This window comes from Micromonospora sp. URMC 107, assembly GCF_051386315.1.
GTDB lineage: Bacteria > Actinomycetota > Actinomycetes > Mycobacteriales > Micromonosporaceae > Micromonospora.
Genome location: NZ_JBPQTK010000005.1, coordinates 20313 through 36732, shown reverse-complemented (window position 1 = coordinate 36732; position 16420 = coordinate 20313). Strand labels below are relative to the sequence as shown.

Genomic DNA, 16420 nt, shown 5'->3' with positions numbered 1-16420 from the left:
AGCGCGAATCCCGTCGCCGGGTCGCGGAATGCCCGGCGGGGGCCAGTCGGGGAATCGGTGACGCAGGACGGCTCGTCACCCCGGTCGACGCACGCGTCACGGCGAGCGGCAGCCGCGATCACCGATCGACGTGAGCATTTCGCACCTTATCTGAATTATACGTTAATGCCCGTAATCGCCGATAAGGTCGGCCTGCCTTCTCGATGGGCGGGAGGGCGTGAATGAGTAGAGGCGAGAACGTGAGACTTATCCGGCGAATTTCCGCCACCGGAGCGATGACGATCGCCGTCGGTGCCGTAGCGCTGTCCAGCGCCGCCCCGGCGCTCGCCGCGCCCGGGGATGCCAGCGCCCGGGGCGTCGTGGTCGACCTGTCCGCGGCGGTTGCCGGCGTTCCGGTGATCACGGCCGACGTGGTCATCGGCAGCGCGACCGCGCCGGCCGGCGGTGGCACGGACACCGACACCGCGCTGGCGATCACCATCCCGGGCGGCCTGGGCGTGACGGCCTCGGGCACGGTGGTCGAGGTGAGCGCCACCCGGGGCGAGACGGCCTCGTCGGCCAACGCCGAGATCGCCGACCTTGCCCTGGCCGTCCTCGGGACCCCCGTCGTCGACGCCGAGGTGATCACGGCGGCGGTCAACTGCCCGCAGACGGGCGCGCAGACAGCGGACACCACCTTCACGGGGCTGGAACTGTTCGGCGAACCGGTGAACCTGGTGCCGAACACGCCCGGCGTCAACGCCAGCGCCGCCGTCACGGTCCCGGGGGTGCTCGGTGCCGCGCTGAACGCGACGCTGACCAACGTCGAAACCGTCACCGACGACGGCGCCGTCGCCATCGCCGTGCAGGCGACCCTCCGGTTGACCGGCACCGTCGTCGGCGGGCCGCTGCTGGACATCCCCGTCGGCACCGTCATCCTCGCCGAGGCCCGCTGCGAGCGTCCACTCGGCCCCACGCCGACCCCGACGCCGACGCAGCCCACCCCGTCACCGACCCAGCCGACCGCGCCCCCCACGGACGGCCCGACCCAGCCGCCGACGGCCAGCCCCAGCCCCACCCTCCCCGTGACCGGCGACGACACGACCCAGCTGTGGTGGCTGCTCGGCATCGGCGCCGCAATGGTGACCATCGGCGGCACCGCCTCGCTGCTGCTGCGTCGGAGCAGAGCGGCCCTCGACGCGTGACGTCGACACTCTGAGACAGGTCACCGCGAGGGGTTTACGGCCGACAGGCCGGAAACCCCTCGCTGCCGTCGGCCCAGCCGACCCCGACGACCCGCCACCCGCGGGAAGACCACCAGGTGCCGGGGCCCGACAGCCGTTCCGGTGCGGCCGACCGTTCCGGTCACGGGGTGTGGCGCCACCAGAGGCGTCCCACGACGAGTTCGTCGAGGTGGCGGACGGTGTCGGCGACCATGTGCGCGGGGGCGTCGGGGCGTTGGAGCGCGATGCGCAGGTCCGAGGCGAGATGACTCGCCTCGCGAACCTCGCACTCCGCCCGGAGGGTCGCCGAGGACGTCGTCGTCGCACCGGCGATGACGTCGAGGACGGCCTCGAGGTGTGAGCCGGCGAACCGGGCCAGGAAGAACCAGTCGTCGATCGGCTCACCGAGGCGAGCCCACTCGAAGTCCAGCAGCGCCGTCACCCGTCGATCGTGGGCGAGCCAGTTCCCCCAGTGACAGTCCGCGTGGACCGGGACGACCGCGCGCGCGTGCGACGGCGCGCGCTCCGCGATCGCCGCGAGGCCGTCGAGCACCCGGCGAGGCACGGTTCCGTCCCGATCCAGGGCGGCGAGGTTCTCCACCTCGGCGCGGAGCGCGGCCTGGCTGACGAACCCGCCGTGGTCGAGCGTCTCCGCCAGCGTCTGCCGGGCGTCGGCCGCAGGCGTCCAGCTGTGCAGTGCGTGCAGCCGCTGGACCGCCCCCTCGGCCAGCCGGCGCGCGGTCACGCCGTCCACACCGGGCATCCCCATGCCGGGGGCCGCCCCCGGCACGCGGGCGTAGCAGGCGTACCGGACCTCGCGCGTCTCCAGCTGGTGGAGCCCGCTGTCGAGCAGAGGAGCCGTGATGCCGGCGGGCAGGTGGGGCGCGAGGGCGATCTCCCGGTTCAGTCGCGAGTGGCCGGCGGCGTCGATGATCTTCACGACGACGTCCGGGCCGACGTAGACGTGGTGGGAGCTGCTGTCAGCGGCGCGCATCGGGCCGGGATCGCGGCCCAGGGCCGCGGCGGCGATCGCGTGCGCGACGTCGTGGGCTTGCCGCAGGTCGGTCACCGGCGGCCGCGGGGCGGTTCGGGCAACGTCCCGGAGAGGTCCGTCCTGACATCCGTTGATGGGGGCACGTCACGACACCCTATCCCGTACGGTGGCTGGCGCGACGCCTTCCGCCAGGCGGGGTTGCGGGTCGCGACCGCCGCGGAGCCGGCCCAGCCCCTCGACGACCGTCACGTGCGGCTTCTCGCCGAGGACGAGTGCCGCGACGTCGCCCACCACCAGCCGGGGTCGGCTCGGAGATCTGCTGTTCAACTGGTTGGACTGAACCCGTCGCCGACGGGCTACGAGTCGCGTGGGGACGGGACGAGCTTCCAGGCGACCACGCCAGCCGCGACCAGCAGGGCTGCCGCGATGAGCGAGGTCGTCTGCATGGCGTGGACGAAGGCCTCGCGGGCGGCGGCCAGGATTTCGACGCCCTGCTGCCCGTCGCCGTTGAGCGCCTTGTCGGCGGCGGCCAGTGACTCGTGCACCGCCTCGCCGGTCGGGCCGGGCAGGGTCGACAGGTCGGGCAGGGCCGAGCGGTAGAGGACGGTCTGCAGGGTGCCGAGCAACGCGATGCCCAGGGCGACGCCGAGCTCGTACGCCATCTCGGAGATGGCAGAGGCGGAGCCCGCCCGGTCCTTCGGCACCGCGCCGAGCACCGCGTCGGTGGCGGCGGTGAAGGCGAGGCCGACGCCGAGGCCGATGACGACCAGGCCCAGTGCCAGCGGCGCGTAGCCCGCGTAGCCCTCGCCGAACGTGAGGACGACCATGCCGGCGCCCGCGATCAGCAGCGCGACGCTGAGCGCGCGTCCGACGCCGAGGCGGGCGAGCACGGCAGCGGCGATGGCGACAACCGCGATGGAGGCCAGGGTCAGCGGCAGTTCACGGAGGCCTGCCTGCAGCGGCGAGTAGCCGCGGACGAGTTGCAGGTACTGGGAGAAGAAGAACAGCAGGCCGCTGAAGGCGAAGATGGCGATCAGGCTGGCGACGACGGTGCCGGTGAAGACCGGACGGGCGAACAGCGTGAGGTCCACGAGCGGGGCGGCCAGGCGGCGCTGACGGCGCACGAACAGCACCGCGCCGACGAGGCCGACCGCGGCCGCGCCGACACCGGCCAGGTCGAGGCCGGCGGTGGCGGCGTGCTTGACGGCCCAGACCAGGGCGACGATCGCCGCCACCGACAGCAGGGCGCTGAGCAGGTCGAAGCGCCCGGGACGCGGGTCGCGCGACTCGGGCACCAGGGCGGCGACGGCGGCCAGCACCAGCAGCATGACCGGGACGTTGATCACGAAGACGGAGCCCCACCAGTAGTGCTCCAGCAGGGCTCCACCGACCAGGGGGCCGAGCGCCGCGCCGCCGGAGGCGCCTGCCGACCAGACGGCGACGGCGCGGGTGCGCTGACGTGCCTCGGTGAAGATGTTGCGCACGATCGACAGCGTCGAGGGCATGAGCGTCGCGCCCGCCACGCCGAGCAGCACCCGGGCCGCGATCAGCCAGCCGGCGCTGGGAGCGAAGGCCGCCAGCAGCGACGCGGCGCCGAAGCCGGCGACGCCGATCAGCAGTAGCCGCTTGCGCCCGATGCGGTCGGCCAGCGTGCCCATGCTGATCAGCAGGCCGGCGAGGGCGAAGGAGTAGGCGTCGCCGATCCACAGCAGCTGCGTGGCGGTGGGCTGCAGCTCCGCGACCAGTGCGGGCACGGCCAGCGCCAGCACGGTGCCGTCGACCGCCAGCAGTGTGACGGCCAAGGTCAACGCGGCCAGGGCGGCCCACTGCCGGAATCCGGCGCGTCCGCCGGCGGCGGTGGTGCCGGCAGCGTCGGGTGCCAGATCCGCATTGCTCATGCCGCCAAGCTACGGACCAACTGGTCGGCTGTGCAAGCCATTTGGTCGGCTAAGGTGGTGATGCGCCCGACACCCCACCGGCGCGGCCGGAAAGCTCAGGAACGGAGGACACGGGCATGCCGCCTCGCGAACGTGACACCGCCAGGACCCGCCGGCTGGTGCTGGATGCCGCCGCCCGCGCTGTCGTCGCACACGGTGCGCGCGTCAGCCTGGATCTCATCGCCCGCACCGCCGGGGTCTCCAAGGGCGGGCTGCTGCACCACTTCCGCAGTCGCGAGCAGCTGCTGCTGGAGCTGGCCCGCGACCTGGCGGAGCAGTTCACCACCGCCGTGCACGCCGCCGTCGATCCGCGCGACCACGCCCGGGGCCGGCTGGTACGCGGTTACGTCAGGGCGACCTTCGACGGGCTGGGCGACGGGTCGACGGTCCCGGAGCACGTCATCCTGGCCGCCACGCTGGCCGGCGTTCCGGCCGTGGCCGAGTTCCTACAGGAGGACAACCGGACCTGGAGCGAGGCCCTGGACGCCGACGGCCTGGACCCGGACCGGGTGCGGCTCATCACCCTCGCCGCGGACGGGGCCGCCGTCGCCGGTCTCTACGGAGGCGGCACGGACCCCGACGAGGCGAGGCGCCTGCGGGACCTGCTCATCCGGCTGTCCCGCGACGAGGGACCACTCGTCCACGCGGACTGAGCCGGTATCGGAGGCCGCGCCGCCGCCCCCGGCGCGTCAGGACGTGGGTGCGCCGGCCGCCCGGCCGACCAGTGCCTGGGCCACGTCGCGAACCTTGCGGTTGGAGTCCTGCGAAGCCTTCCTCAGGACCGCGAACGCCTGCTCCGGAGTGCAGCGGCGCTCGGCCATGATCATGCCCTTGGCCTGCTCGATGACCGCCCGGCTCGCCATCGCCTCCAGCATCTGCCGGGCCAGCGTCGCGGTGCTGTCGTAGAGCTGCGCGTTGGCCAGGGCGACTGCGGCGTACACGGCGAACGCCTCCAGAACCGCCACCGCGTCGTCGTCGAAGGCGTACGGGGTGGGCGCGTAGACGTTGAGCACTCCGCCGACCGCCTCCTGGATGGGCAAGCCGATCGAGACCGAACTGCCGGCTCCGGCCCTCCGGCCGCGTTCGGCCCAGTCCGGCCAACGGTCCTCCGCGGCGAGATCGGGTACGGACACGACGGCGCCCCTGGCGGACGCGTCCAGGCACGGCCCGTCTCCCTGCGCGTACTGCCGCTCGTCCAGGTCCCGGGAGACGTCGTCGGTGTACGCGGCCGTGTGACCCGCTCCGCCGCGCACCAGCGCGACCGACGCCTCCACCGGGACGGGCAGAACACGTTTGGCGAGTTGGGCCACGCGCCGCAGGAGGTCCTCGAGGCCGATCTCGCCGAGCTTGAGGCGGCCGAGTTCGGCGACAGCGTCAGAGAGATTCGTGGGCGTCATTGACTGGTCCTCAGAACCGGCGCGGCCCACCACAAGAAACCGGGAAAGAAGGCGGGGTACGTGCGAATGGCAGCCCGCGATGGTGGGCCGCTGCACGGACCCACCGTCGCGGAGCCGGGACCCGCGCCGTCCTCGGCGCCGGTTCGCCACAACCGGTAATGCGGATGCGGGCTACAGAACCGCCACTCTACCCCCTGCCGCGCGGATCGCTCGCCGCCAATTCGTACGGCCTTCGGTGACCTCAGAGGTGTGGGCGGGAGCGTCAGGGGTAGGGACCATCACGGGTCAAGACATGCGCCCTCCCCCGCCGTTTTCCGCCGCGCTCCACGCCGCAGCGGACGGACCGGTTCGATGGAGAGCGGAGAGGCCATGGCAACGGACGGGCTTCCACGCACGCGCAGGAGCTGTCGGGCTCGCCACGAAGCGGATCGCACCGGGACCGGTAAGCCGATCATGTCGTTGAACCTGACCTGCGACGGCCCGACGAGGCTGGTCAGCGTCTCGGGTGAGATCGACATGAGCAACGCTTACCTGCTGGCGGAGCTGGTGGAGTTCGTCTGCCAGCTCCCCCGCCCGTGATCGCCGTCGACCTCTCCGCGGTGCGGTTCTTCGGCGCCCACGGCGTGAGCGCGCTGCTCCAGGCCCAGCAGACCGCCACCGACGCGGGAGCCGCGTTCCTGCTGCGCGATCCCGCGCCGTGCGTCACCTACATCCTCGCCACGACCGGGGTGCTGCCGAGCTTCACGCTCACCGAGAGGCCGCCGCGCGTCCCCCGACCGGCGGCGGGCGGCCAGCGCCGGCACCCCGGCCTGGTGGCGGGCAGCACCACGTACGGAAACGTAACCCCTGGCGGAGGCATTCGTGAACGTTGACGTCCGCACCTACCTGGACGCGCACCGCGCCGACCTGATCGCCGAACCTGTCAGGTGGGTGCGCATCCGCTCGGTCGCCGGGCTCCCGGAACGCGAGATCGAGCTGCTCCGGTCCGCCAACTGGCTCGCCAACGCGCTGCGCGACCTGGGATTCCCGGTGGCGCGGGTGTGGACGGAGGAGGGTGCGCCCGCGGTGAACGCCGCGTGGTGCGACGCCCCGGCGCGCGTGGGCCTGGCGGCCCGGTCCGGCCAACACCGTGTCGCCCTGGGACCGACGACGGGCTGCTGGCGCCCCCTTACCCGCCCGTCGTCGGCTCACACCGGCCCAACCGACACTCCGCTCGGGGGACCGTCGGCGGCGCTGTGGGGACGGCGTCCGACTGCGTGCTCAGCCGACGGGGGCGCCGAACCACCTCGGCATCCGGTGGAGGAGATCTGCCTGGTCTTCGCCGACCCAGGCCACGTGACCGTCCGGCCGCAGCAGCACGGCCGGCACGTCCAGTTCCTCGCTGCCGTCGACGACGTGGTCGATCCGGTCGGCCCACCCGGCGACCGAGAGCCGGCCGGTCCGGTCGAGGAGTAGCCCGCGACCAGCGTGCAGCAGCCCGTAGAGGCGGCCCCGCGTCAGGCCGATGTCGCGCATCCGCCTGCCGAGCAGTTCGTGCCCCTCGCCGAAGTCGTAGCGGACCTCGATGGCGGTGATCTTCTCGGTCAGGTACCGGTTCACGTCCTGGAAGTTCATCAGTTCCGACAGCAGCCGCCGCACCGCCCGGGGACCCGGCTCGGTGGAGAGCAGCTCCATCTGCGCGCGGGTGTTGTCCAGCACGTCGGCGGCCACCGGGCGCCGTTCGGTGTGGTAGCTGTCGAGCAGCCCTTCCGGCGCCCAGCCGTTCACCTCGGCGGCCAGTTTCCAGCCGAGGTTGAACGCGTCCTGGATGCCGAGGTTGAGCCCCTGCCCGCCGGTGGGCGGGTGGATGTGTGCCGCGTCGCCGGCCAGCAGCACCCGGCCGACCCGGTAGCGCTCGGCCAGCCGGGTGGCGTCGCCGAAGCGGGAGAGCCAGCGCGGTGAGTGCACGCCGAAGTCGGTGCCGGCGTACACCCGCAACTGCCGCCGGAAGTCCTCGATGGACGGCGGGACCGTGCGGTCCTCGGCCACCCCCTCGGCCGGCACGACGACGCGGTACACCCCGTCCCCGAGGGGGCCGACGCCGAACCGCAGTTGGGTCTTGCGGACCTCGGCCACCACGGCCGCCACCGTCTCCGGGTCCTCGGTCACCTCCATCTCGCCCAGCAGCGTCTCGACCCGCGTGGGTTCGCCCGGGAAGCCGACGCCGAGCAGGTTGCGCACCGTGCTACGTCCGCCGTCGCAGCCGACGAGGTAGCGCGAGCGCAGTCGCGTGCCGTCGGCCAGCTCGGCGGTCACCCCGTCGTCGCCCTGGCTCAGCCCCACCAGCTCGCAGCCCCGCCGAAGCTCGGCACCGAGCTCCGTGGCGCGCTCCTCCAGCAGGCGGTCGGTGGTGGGCTGCGGGATGCCGAGGACGTACGGGTGTGCGGTGTCCAGCCGGTCCGGTGGCGGCTTGGCGATGCCGGCGAAGAACCCGCCGACCGGGTACTGCCTGCCGAGCGCGAGGAACCGCTCCAGCAGGCCGCGCTGGTCCAGCACCTCGATGCTGCGCGCGTGCAGGCCGAGCGCGCGGACGTACCTGGTCGGCTCCGCCTCCCTCTCCAGCACGAGCACGCGCACGCCGTGCAGCCGCAACTCGCTGGCCAGCATGAAACCGGTCGGCCCACCGCCGACCACGATCACGTCGATCATGGAACCCCTCATCAAACGAGATCGAGATCCGGCCGGTCGCGTGGCGCGATCCGGCGGGACGTACGCCCGCACCTCCGTGCCGGTCCGCGGGCGCTGCGGCGGTGCGACGTCCGCGCGCGACCCGTACTCCGACAACAGCACGCGTACGTCACGAATCTCTGAATTCGGCAGGTTCTGCCCTCGGTCGACGATTCTGCGCCACGACCCGGGTCTTGCCGCAAGACCCCCGGTGCGATATACGTTGAGAGTGGCAGGGAGCGGACAGCTTCCCTGCCTTTGCTCTTGGCGGAACTCCCGACCGCGCCCGCCGCGCTTCCAGCCGTGCCGAGACAGCGCCGGCGCGAGACGGCGTCGGCGCGCCCCGGCTGAGGGAGAAGCCCGCTATCCCCCGAGCGCCTGTCGGGCGGCCTCGCCCATGGGATCGTCGCGGGTGGGCAGCTGCCGGATGGTCGGCAGCACCTCCTCCTGGAAGACGCCGTGCAGCCGTCGCAGTTCCCGCGCCGGGCGCTCGGCGTCGTCGACCCGCACGTCCCAGAGCGGGTACGGCTGGTCGCCGATGACCGTCACGGTCGCCGACCGTGCGCCGTGCCGGTCGCCCCCGGCGTCCTCGCCGGCCACGATGGCCAGCACGAGCCGCTCCGCCAGATCGAGTTCCCGGCTGGCCTCGAAGACCCGGACGATCTCCGCGAGAGTCTCCGGGCCCACCAGGCGGTTGCCCTGCACCGCGTGACCCGGCCCGGTGTGGTGTCCCGCCCATTCCTTCGTACGGGTGCCGGTGAAGGCGTGCGAGCGTCCCAGGCGGTCGACCATGCCGACCTGCCGCACGTCCCGACCCGGGTCCCGGGCCAGCAGTTCGGTCAGGACGTCCCGGGGTGAGCGGCCCTCGGCGAGCAGCGGCAGGCCGTCGTAGGCCAGGAACGGGTTGGGGGTGGCCTGGGTCGCCACCGCGCCACCGCCGGAGTGGACGTGCGCGACGAGCTTGCCGACCGCGGGCCTTGCCGTCAGGGCCCCCACCCCGAGCTGTCCGGTACGCGGACACCGCGCCGCAATCGAGAAGGTCACGGCCGGCGGGTACCCGGCCGCACGCCCGCCATGCCTCAGACCCACGAATCCGGCCGTGCCGGCCACCCCGCCACCGCCCGCTGCCCGGTGGGTGGATCACGTCGGGCGACGAGGCTCGAGAGGGCCGTGCGGGCATCGAGGGCAGCGGCGGTCGGCCATGCGCGACGGATCAACCGGCGCCACATGACGGCGTAGCACCCCATGGTCACATCCCGCTCAGTCCACCAAATGCTGGCCCGCCCACTGCACCGGAGCACCCACCGAGCGGCCACCGGCGGGTCTCGAACCCCGGCGAGTGTGCGGATCCGGGTCGCACGACTGCGCACCGCACCGGTGGGAATTCGATGGGCTCGCCCGGGCTGGTCATTATGGTTGGTCGATGGACGTTGTCAGCACTGCCGACGTCTCGCCAGGCGACCGGTTCGCCTTCTGGCGCGAGGTCAGCGCGAAGCTCTGGGTACCGTACGACCTGGCCCGGGAGCGGCAGGCGGAGACCGGATTCGAGGCGCGGGTCGGCATCAGCGGGTTCGGCCCGGTGCAGGCGACCCTGATGACGACGATGGCGCACTCGGTGCGCCGCACGCCCCGGCTGATCCGGCAGGCCGACCCGGAAGTGTTCAAGGTGAGCTGCATGGTCAGTGGCAGCGGCACCCTGACGCAGGACGGCAGGCGCGCGGAGTTCGGCGCCGGGGATCTCGTGCTCTACGACACCTCGCGTCCGTACGTGGCCGAGCTCCGGCCGGACGATTCGACGAGCCGGATGCTGCTCCTGCGTTTCCCCCGGGCTCTGCTGCCGTTTCCTCCCCGGGAACTGCGTGAACTGAGCGCCGTCCGCATTTCCGGCGCCCGCGGCGTCGGCGCGTTGTCGTCGCGGTTCCTGCTACAGCTCGCCGACCAGATGGACGGACTGACCCCGGCCGAGACCGCGCGGGTGGCCACTCTGACGCTCGACGTGCTGACAACGGCGTTGGCCGACGCGCTCGACACCCGGAAGGGCGTCCCCGCGGACACGCGCCGGCGGGCGCTGACCGCCCGCATCCACGCCTTCATCCGCGACCATCTCGGCGACCCGGGCCTGACCCCGGAGGTGATCGCCGCAGCGCACCACATCTCCGTGCGCTACCTCCACAAGCTCTTCCAGCAGGAGGAGCACACCGTCGCCGGCTGGATCCGCGAACAGCGCCTCGAGCGGTGCCGACGCGACCTCGCCGAGCCCCGGCTCGCCGCCCGTACGATCAACGCGATCGCCGCCCGGTGGGGCTTCACCAGCGCCGCGCATTTCAGCCAGGCGTTCCGCGCCCGTTACGGCCGATCGCCCACCGAGTTTCGCCAGCTATTCCCGACCGTGCACGGAGACTAAACACCTGTGCACCCCATCGCAATGACAAGCGTGGATGCCGCGGGCAGTCTCGTCTCAGGAAGTCGCTCATCCGAAGCGACAGCACTGAGAAGGGAAATCATGCGCTCGTGGGCAAAGCGACTCTACCGGGCCACCGCGGCGGCCCTGGTCCTCGCCATGCTGCCGGTCCTGTCCGGCCCGGCGCGGGCCGCCGACGTGGCCTACAACCAGAAGACCCAGGACCTGAGCGCCGCGCCGACCAGCGGGATGCCGGTCGCACTCGTCAGCCGCCAGATCACGCTCAGGGACGGCACCTACGGCTGGTGGACCTTCCCCACATCGGCACCGTGCGAGACCTACACCGGCCGCATCCTGCCCGGCACGTACACCTGGACGGACCAACTCTGGCCCGGGGTCCCCAGCGCCGGAACCTACCGGCACCACAGCTACCTGACCGAGGAGAACGGCGGCTGGTCGTACCACATCCAATGTGACTTCCGGCTGTCCGCCACCGGTTCGTACACCTGGGGCAGCGGTCTCGATCCCCACTTCTGATCCCGCATCCACCGGCACGGCTGAGCCCACAGTTCCGTCACATCGTCGAGGAGATCCGCATGAGACTCGCACGCATCTCGATCGCCGCCGTCATGTTGGGCAGCGCCGCCGTGCTGGCGGTCGCCGCTCCGGCCCAAGCGTCCTGCCCGCAGGGTATCGCCAGCTTCGAGCCACAGGTCAACGGCACGTTCGCCGGGACCGGCATCAACATCCGCACCGGGCCCGGCCCCGACTGCACCTCACGCGGCCAGGGCCAGCCCGGTCAGACCGCGACGTTCCGCTGCTGGCGGACCGGGCACGACGGCGCCCGCTGGACCTACCTGCACAACCGCGCGACCGGCGTGTCAGGCTGGTCCCGAAGCGACCTGCTCTCCGGCGGAGGCGCTACGGTCTCCTGCGGCGTCTGAGCCGCAGCCGCGCACCAGCATTCAGATCCAAGGCCGTCGCAGACGGCAGAGCGCGATGGTGTGCGGCGCACCCGTCCGAACTCGCGGGGACGGGTGCACCTCCGCAGAGGTACGCCAGGACGGCTTCGGAGCGAAGCCAGGCGGGCCGCTGACTGTTCGCCCCCGAACGCCAGCGGTCCGAGGACGTGGTTCAGCTGTTGCGATTCGGGTCGGTGAGAGCGTCCCAGTCGTCGGCGCTCATCGGGAGCGGCGCCCAGTGCGGCAGGTAGAAGGGTCGCCGCGGTGGGTCGGCCACCGTGAACGGCTTGAACTCCGGATCCGCGATCACCCGGTAGACGAACTCGGCCGTCGACATGTCGAGCTGGTGCCACGGCTCGATGCCGTCCCACCGTGCGACCACAGGCCACCGGTCGGGCTCCACCGAGCGGTCCGCCAGCCAGTAGTACTCCCCCTCGGTCTGATCGCTGCCCCACTGGATCAGCCCCGATCCCTTGTCGGGCTCGTACATCTCGTAGGGGGCCCACAGCCGCGGGGACTCATGCCCGGCTGCCCACTGCCGACAGGAGGCCCACGTCCGGAGCAGCGGTTGCGCGTGGTCGTCGGTCGGCCGCAGAAGGTCCAGGTACGCGTAGAACGCCCCCGGCACGAACCGTCGACACAGCTCCTTGAAGTCCGACGGCAGCGCTACGCCCAGCTCCGCTTCCACCTGCTGCCAGCCGGCACCAGCCTCGGGCTCGTGGTGCCACCCGGTCACCTCGATGATCCGGTCGATCCACGTCAACTGGTCATTCACGGCCGGCAAAGTAACAGCAGAGGCGGACATCCCCGCGCCCGGTCGTCCGAAGGCGCCCGCGCTCAGGCCAGGCCCAGACTGGTGGCGAAATCAGTGATCGTCGTAGGCGCGTCCGGATGTTGGGCGACCTCGACGACGACGTTCCGCGCCGCCGGTCGGTGTCGTATCTCCGACGGCACGATGTTGTCGGCCCGCATCAGCGACCGAGCCGCCTCGGTCACATCGCCAATCTGGAGGTACGCACGCGCGGCGTCGACCAGATGCGCGGCCCGATGTTCGAGCGGCAGCCAACGCCATCCGTCTCGCTCGATGGTTCTCTCGTGCTGGACAACCGCATCGGTCCCGTCGTCCAGTTCGACTGCGGCGGCCACTCGGGCCAGGTCGACGGCCGTCGGTCCAAAGGCCGTGTGGTGGTGGTCGTGGCCGTCGCCCAGGTCGGCTGGAGCAATCCGGTACGCGGCGGCCAGCAGCACCGACTTCGCCCGCGCCGACGCGCGCAGCACCTGGCCGAGCTGCACCGCCGCGCAGGCCAGCAGCACCCGGTCACCGGTCGCGGCGGACATCGCCCGGTCGGCGGCCAGCCAGGCGAGGCTTGCCTCGTCGAGCTTGACCAGCAGCGCCGCCGTCACCCGGTACGCCTCCACCACGGCCGTACGGTCAGCATTCGGGTCCTGTGCCTGAAGCCGTTGGACATCCGTCAACAGCATCGGCAGTTGCTCGATCAACTGCGGATACCGGGCGTGCTGGTAGGTGGTCCACGCGTGTCCCACCGCACGGCTCAACTGGTCAGGTGACGCGTCCCGCCAAGCAACCGGTTGGCCGAACGCCATCCCGTACGTGGACAGGGCCGCCCGAATCCGGGAGATGCCTTCCGTACGCTCGGCCAGCTCGGCGGACCGCGCATCACGTCCAAGAATTGCCGCAGTCTCGACCCGAAGGAGATCGGCGCGGATTTGCTGCAAACACGGCTCGCGAGCGACCTCGTCGTCATGCAACAGCAACTCGACAGCCCGACCATGTGGGCCACCGCCGCCCGCGCCCTGACCACCTACGGCAAGACGACCAAGGACCCGACCGAGGCGATCGGCTGGTACGACACCGCCCGGATCGCTGCCGATCGCTCCGACGACCTCGTCGTCCGTGTCTGGGTGCGCGGCCGAGCCGCCATCGCCCTGGCCTACGAGGGCGCCGCACTGCCCGTCGCGCAGCGCTACGCGGACGAAGCCATCGCCTTGTCCGACCGTCCCCGACTCGGCCGGCTCCAAGCACTGATGGCCCGCGCATACGTCGCCGCCGGACGAGGCGACACCGCCGCAGCCATCGCCTCGGACGAGGACGCACAACGGGTCTTCGACCACACCGCCTCATCCGACGGCGAAATCTCCGACGGCGCCGTCCCGGCCTGGCGCATGGCGACCTTCCGATCCATGCTCTACGCCCGCCTCGGGCTGATCCGACCCGGCGAGCAGGCCCAGACCGACGCCGACCGGGCGCGTTGCGGGCATGACAAGAGCGTGGATGTGGCACCGGTCGGCAGCCCCGGACTGTTAGCCGCTGACTCGCTGAATCACCGCTACGACGGCGTAGACCACCCCCGCCCAGGCGGCCACTTGCCCAGCGCGGAAGAACCCCGTCCCGGCGTGAAGGAACCTGATCCTCGCCTGCTGCTCAGCTTCGTCTGGGGTCATAGTGATGCCTCCGCGTCTCGGCGATTCGGCCCGACGGCTGATCTTGCCCGTTCCGCCCGGCGAAGTGAACCCACCGACCGGTTCGCTGGCCGTTGCTGTTGCTTTCGCTGCGCCCTGGCTGCCTCACCACGTCCTATAACCTCTGCATGTGACGCCAACCGGTGCCCGCTACCCGGGCGAGCCGGCAGGGATTCGTCCGCTGCCTGCTCCTCGCAGTCTCCTTCACGGCACGGACTGGGCCTCGCTCTGGCACGCATACGGACCGGCCGAGGACACACCGTCGACGCTTACCAGACTGATGGATGACGATGCCATAGTCAGAGCCGACGCGCTGGAACACCTCTTCAACACGGTGTACCACCAGAACAGCATCTATCCGGCCACCGTACCCGCCACCTTGTACCTCGCGGCGATCCTGTCCGAACCTGGCGCCGCCAAGACCCTCGTTGATGAGCAAATCCACTATCGGGCCGTTCCGCCCCGTCCGCTGCGAGTGCTGCTCCTGGACCGGCTGGGGGCGATCGCCGACGACGTCAGCGATGCCGCAGTGGCACAGCTGGAACGTCTCGGCTTCTCACTGGACGGCTACGCGGCAATGGCCGATCTCCGTGCCCAGCGCCCTGTAATCCTCCAGGCGGCCTCCGCCTTCCTGCACGACCCTGACCCTGCTACCCGACACGCCGCAGCCATCGCGGCGGCGCTGCTCCTGGACATTCCCGAATTGATCCGACGAGCCGACCTTCTTCCCTTGATACACGCCGCGTTGGCCGAAACCACTGATGAATATCACCGTGGCCGTGCGACCGACATTCTCGACGCCTGCAACGAACAGCCCGAGACGACGACACCATTTTCGAGCGGGCTCCAAGGAAGAGACACTGACTCGCCCACGGAATCTGCGGACAAAGAGCGGCTCTTCGAACACGAGCCACCCTTCTGAGCACGACAAGCACTCGCCCCCGGACACGCTGCTGTTTCTGATCCAGGAGCCTCAATCGCTGCTGACTCCTTGGCCCCCGGGCATCGGTGACCTGCTGTTTCACAGGCGCTGAGCTGCCGGATGGGTCCGCCGGTGCCCATGCTCGTCCGTCGGCGTCCAACCCGATCGTCACCCGGTCAGTCACTCACGCGTCGCGCTTGCGGCTCTGCTCCCTCACCTCTGCCGCGCAACTGAGCAACGACCTGGCCAGGGCCTCCGCCCGGTCCGCCGACAACCACAACGAGCCGTGCGGCACGTCGTCATCGGGACCGGCCAACCCTTCCGTCAGAGTCTCCGCTGGCACTTCGACGTCAAGCCGAACGAAATGATGCCCCCTGCTGTAGTCGACGAAGGCATCCAGGTACCGGTCATCATCGAAGGTCACCGCCGCATGCTGCCACGACAGCGATACCCACCTCACCCCCGACTGCTTCGGCGTAACGCGGATACGGAGCACTGCCTTGTGCCCCGTGGTGCCCACACTGGAGACGGCCGCGTTCGAAACGCTGGCAGACTGCCATCATGTCGCCTGAACCGGAATCGTGGATCATCAAGCACTTCTCGCAAGGCAACCCAGCCGGCCCCGGCCAGGACAGTGTCCCGGCGCTGCTACGCCGCATCGCAGACAGCATCGAACAGCGGCCCGGCATCGACGTCCAGGACGTCATCTTGCGCAACGAGGTCAACGCCGACGGTGACTGGTGGTCGGCCACGGTCTACTTTCACGAACCGTCGGTCTAGCGAAAACCGGCGTACAGGCCGGCAAGTGTTCGGCGATCGCCATCTAGCATCACCTAGTGGTTCCAACTAGCACGAACTCAGCTGGCGGGCTGCCGCCTCGACGGCTCCCGCTGGGAGTCAACATCGCAAGCGCATTGTTGGCTCTTCAGGCGTCGTTGCTAATATTCGCGGCGATTTCCGCCATATACGCCCAAGGGGCATCAACGCTGCCGTAAACGACGCAGCGGGCCGTTCCAGCGTCCCGGTAGACAGCAGTTCGGTCGCACTCAAGGCGTCCTACTTCCATTTCGAAGCTCGGCTTACCCTGTGGTATGCGCTTTTCTTCGCGCCTGCCTCGGCTGGCGTCGCGTTGTGGGTCAGGACGGGTCAACAGAGCCCGAAGGTAGCCGCCCTCGCAATGAGCCTGCTCAGCGTGCTTTGCTGTTGCTGCTCCGGGGGCCGGCTATGGCTATCTGACGAACCAACAGAAATCGATGAAGCACTTCCGGCCGCGTTCGATCGAGTATATCCAGCATGGGTCGAACTGGGTAAGATCGGACTAGTAGTGTCCTTTGTGCCCGCATTTATCGCGGCAGCCGCACTGGTCCTCAGTGGGCGTACGGTTGCCCGCACCTCCCCAGGATCGAACCAGTGACCTC

Annotated in this window: 17 protein-coding genes and 1 pseudogene; 10 read left to right on the top strand and 8 right to left on the bottom strand. The window is 70.8% G+C overall.

Going from position 1 to position 16420, the window contains the following annotated elements; translation table 11 throughout:
• Positions 1-275: 275 nt before the first annotated feature.
• Positions 276-1184 carry a hypothetical protein gene (locus tag ACSNN9_RS02030; protein WP_436670901.1) on the top strand — a complete coding sequence of 303 codons (909 nt, stop codon included), beginning with the start codon at positions 276-278 and terminating at the stop codon, positions 1182-1184.
• A gap of 160 nt (positions 1185-1344) precedes the next feature.
• Here ACSNN9_RS02030 and ACSNN9_RS02025 read toward each other — a convergent pair whose 3' ends face one another.
• Together ACSNN9_RS02025 and ACSNN9_RS02020 are read right to left on the bottom strand one after the other, a co-directional pair.
• Complete coding sequence (locus tag ACSNN9_RS02025) at positions 1345-2271, bottom strand: phosphotransferase family protein (protein WP_436670900.1); 927 nt, start codon at positions 2269-2271, stop codon at positions 1345-1347.
• A 281-nt stretch (positions 2272-2552) separates the two neighbouring features.
• Positions 2553-4094: an MFS transporter gene (locus tag ACSNN9_RS02020; protein ID WP_436670899.1), complete on the bottom strand. Its 1542-nt coding sequence runs from the start codon at positions 4092-4094 to the stop codon at positions 2553-2555.
• A 116-nt stretch (positions 4095-4210) separates the two neighbouring features.
• On the opposite strand from ACSNN9_RS02020, the gene ACSNN9_RS02015 reads away from it, so the two are divergent.
• Positions 4211-4786 (top strand): TetR/AcrR family transcriptional regulator, encoded by a 576-nt coding sequence (locus ACSNN9_RS02015; RefSeq protein WP_436670898.1) that lies wholly within the window; start codon positions 4211-4213, stop codon positions 4784-4786.
• Positions 4787-4822: 36 nt separating this feature from the next.
• Here ACSNN9_RS02015 and ACSNN9_RS02010 read toward each other — a convergent pair whose 3' ends face one another.
• Positions 4823-5530 (bottom strand): GAF and ANTAR domain-containing protein, encoded by a 708-nt coding sequence (locus ACSNN9_RS02010; protein ID WP_436670897.1) that lies wholly within the window; start codon positions 5528-5530, stop codon positions 4823-4825.
• Positions 5531-5983: 453 nt separating this feature from the next.
• Here ACSNN9_RS02010 and ACSNN9_RS02005 point away from each other — a divergent pair, with 453 nt between their 5' ends.
• Positions 5984-6109 carry a hypothetical protein gene (locus tag ACSNN9_RS02005; protein WP_436670896.1) on the top strand — a complete coding sequence of 42 codons (126 nt, stop codon included), beginning with the start codon at positions 5984-5986 and terminating at the stop codon, positions 6107-6109.
• Positions 6106-6402 (top strand): STAS domain-containing protein, encoded by a 297-nt coding sequence (locus ACSNN9_RS02000; RefSeq protein WP_436670895.1) that lies wholly within the window; start codon positions 6106-6108, stop codon positions 6400-6402. Before ACSNN9_RS02005 ends, ACSNN9_RS02000 begins: the two co-directional genes overlap by 4 nt.
• Before the next feature lie 388 nt (positions 6403-6790).
• On the opposite strand, the gene rox is transcribed toward ACSNN9_RS02000, so the two are convergent.
• Entirely contained in the window at positions 6791-8218 is a 1428-nt protein-coding gene (rox, locus tag ACSNN9_RS01995) for a rifampin monooxygenase (RefSeq protein ID WP_436670894.1), read from the bottom strand.
• Positions 8219-8599: 381 nt separating this feature from the next.
• On the bottom strand, positions 8600-9280 hold the full coding sequence (locus ACSNN9_RS01990) for a DUF1028 domain-containing protein (protein WP_436670893.1): 681 nt from the start codon (positions 9278-9280) through the stop codon (positions 8600-8602).
• A gap of 295 nt (positions 9281-9575) precedes the next feature.
• Between ACSNN9_RS01990 and ACSNN9_RS01985 the strand changes: the two genes are divergently transcribed.
• From ACSNN9_RS01985 to ACSNN9_RS01975, 3 genes are all read left to right on the top strand, one after another.
• Complete coding sequence (locus ACSNN9_RS01985) at positions 9576-10640, top strand: helix-turn-helix domain-containing protein (protein WP_436670892.1); 1065 nt, start codon at positions 9576-9578, stop codon at positions 10638-10640.
• A 99-nt stretch (positions 10641-10739) separates the two neighbouring features.
• Entirely contained in the window at positions 10740-11174 is a 435-nt protein-coding gene (locus tag ACSNN9_RS01980) for a hypothetical protein (protein ID WP_436670891.1), read from the top strand.
• Positions 11175-11233: 59 nt separating this feature from the next.
• On the top strand, positions 11234-11581 hold the full coding sequence (locus ACSNN9_RS01975; RefSeq protein ID WP_358091581.1) for a hypothetical protein: 348 nt from the start codon (positions 11234-11236) through the stop codon (positions 11579-11581).
• 190 nt (positions 11582-11771) lie between these two features.
• On the opposite strand, the gene ACSNN9_RS01970 is transcribed toward ACSNN9_RS01975, so the two are convergent.
• Complete coding sequence (locus ACSNN9_RS01970; RefSeq protein ID WP_436670890.1) at positions 11772-12374, bottom strand: hypothetical protein; 603 nt, start codon at positions 12372-12374, stop codon at positions 11772-11774.
• Between the two features lie 62 nt (positions 12375-12436).
• Positions 12437-13369, bottom strand: a complete 933-nt coding sequence (locus ACSNN9_RS01965; protein ID WP_436670889.1) for a helix-turn-helix domain-containing protein — start codon at positions 13367-13369, stop codon at positions 12437-12439.
• Here ACSNN9_RS01965 and ACSNN9_RS01960 point away from each other — a divergent pair.
• A pseudogene (locus tag ACSNN9_RS01960) lies at positions 13319-13870 on the top strand (XRE family transcriptional regulator); the annotation flags it as partial. The gene ACSNN9_RS01965 and the pseudogene ACSNN9_RS01960 overlap by 51 nt on opposite strands.
• Before the next feature lie 490 nt (positions 13871-14360).
• The gene (locus tag ACSNN9_RS01955) at positions 14361-15002 is read left to right on the top strand and encodes a hypothetical protein (protein WP_436670888.1); all 642 of its coding nucleotides are present in this window, start codon (positions 14361-14363) and stop codon (positions 15000-15002) included.
• Positions 15003-15186: 184 nt separating this feature from the next.
• On the opposite strand, the gene ACSNN9_RS01950 is transcribed toward ACSNN9_RS01955, so the two are convergent.
• On the bottom strand, positions 15187-15426 hold the full coding sequence (locus ACSNN9_RS01950; RefSeq protein WP_436670887.1) for a hypothetical protein: 240 nt from the start codon (positions 15424-15426) through the stop codon (positions 15187-15189).
• Positions 15427-15563: 137 nt separating this feature from the next.
• Here ACSNN9_RS01950 and ACSNN9_RS01945 point away from each other — a divergent pair, with 137 nt between their 5' ends.
• Complete coding sequence (locus tag ACSNN9_RS01945) at positions 15564-15782, top strand: hypothetical protein (RefSeq protein ID WP_436670886.1); 219 nt, start codon at positions 15564-15566, stop codon at positions 15780-15782.
• The last annotated feature ends 638 nt before the right edge of the window (positions 15783-16420 follow it).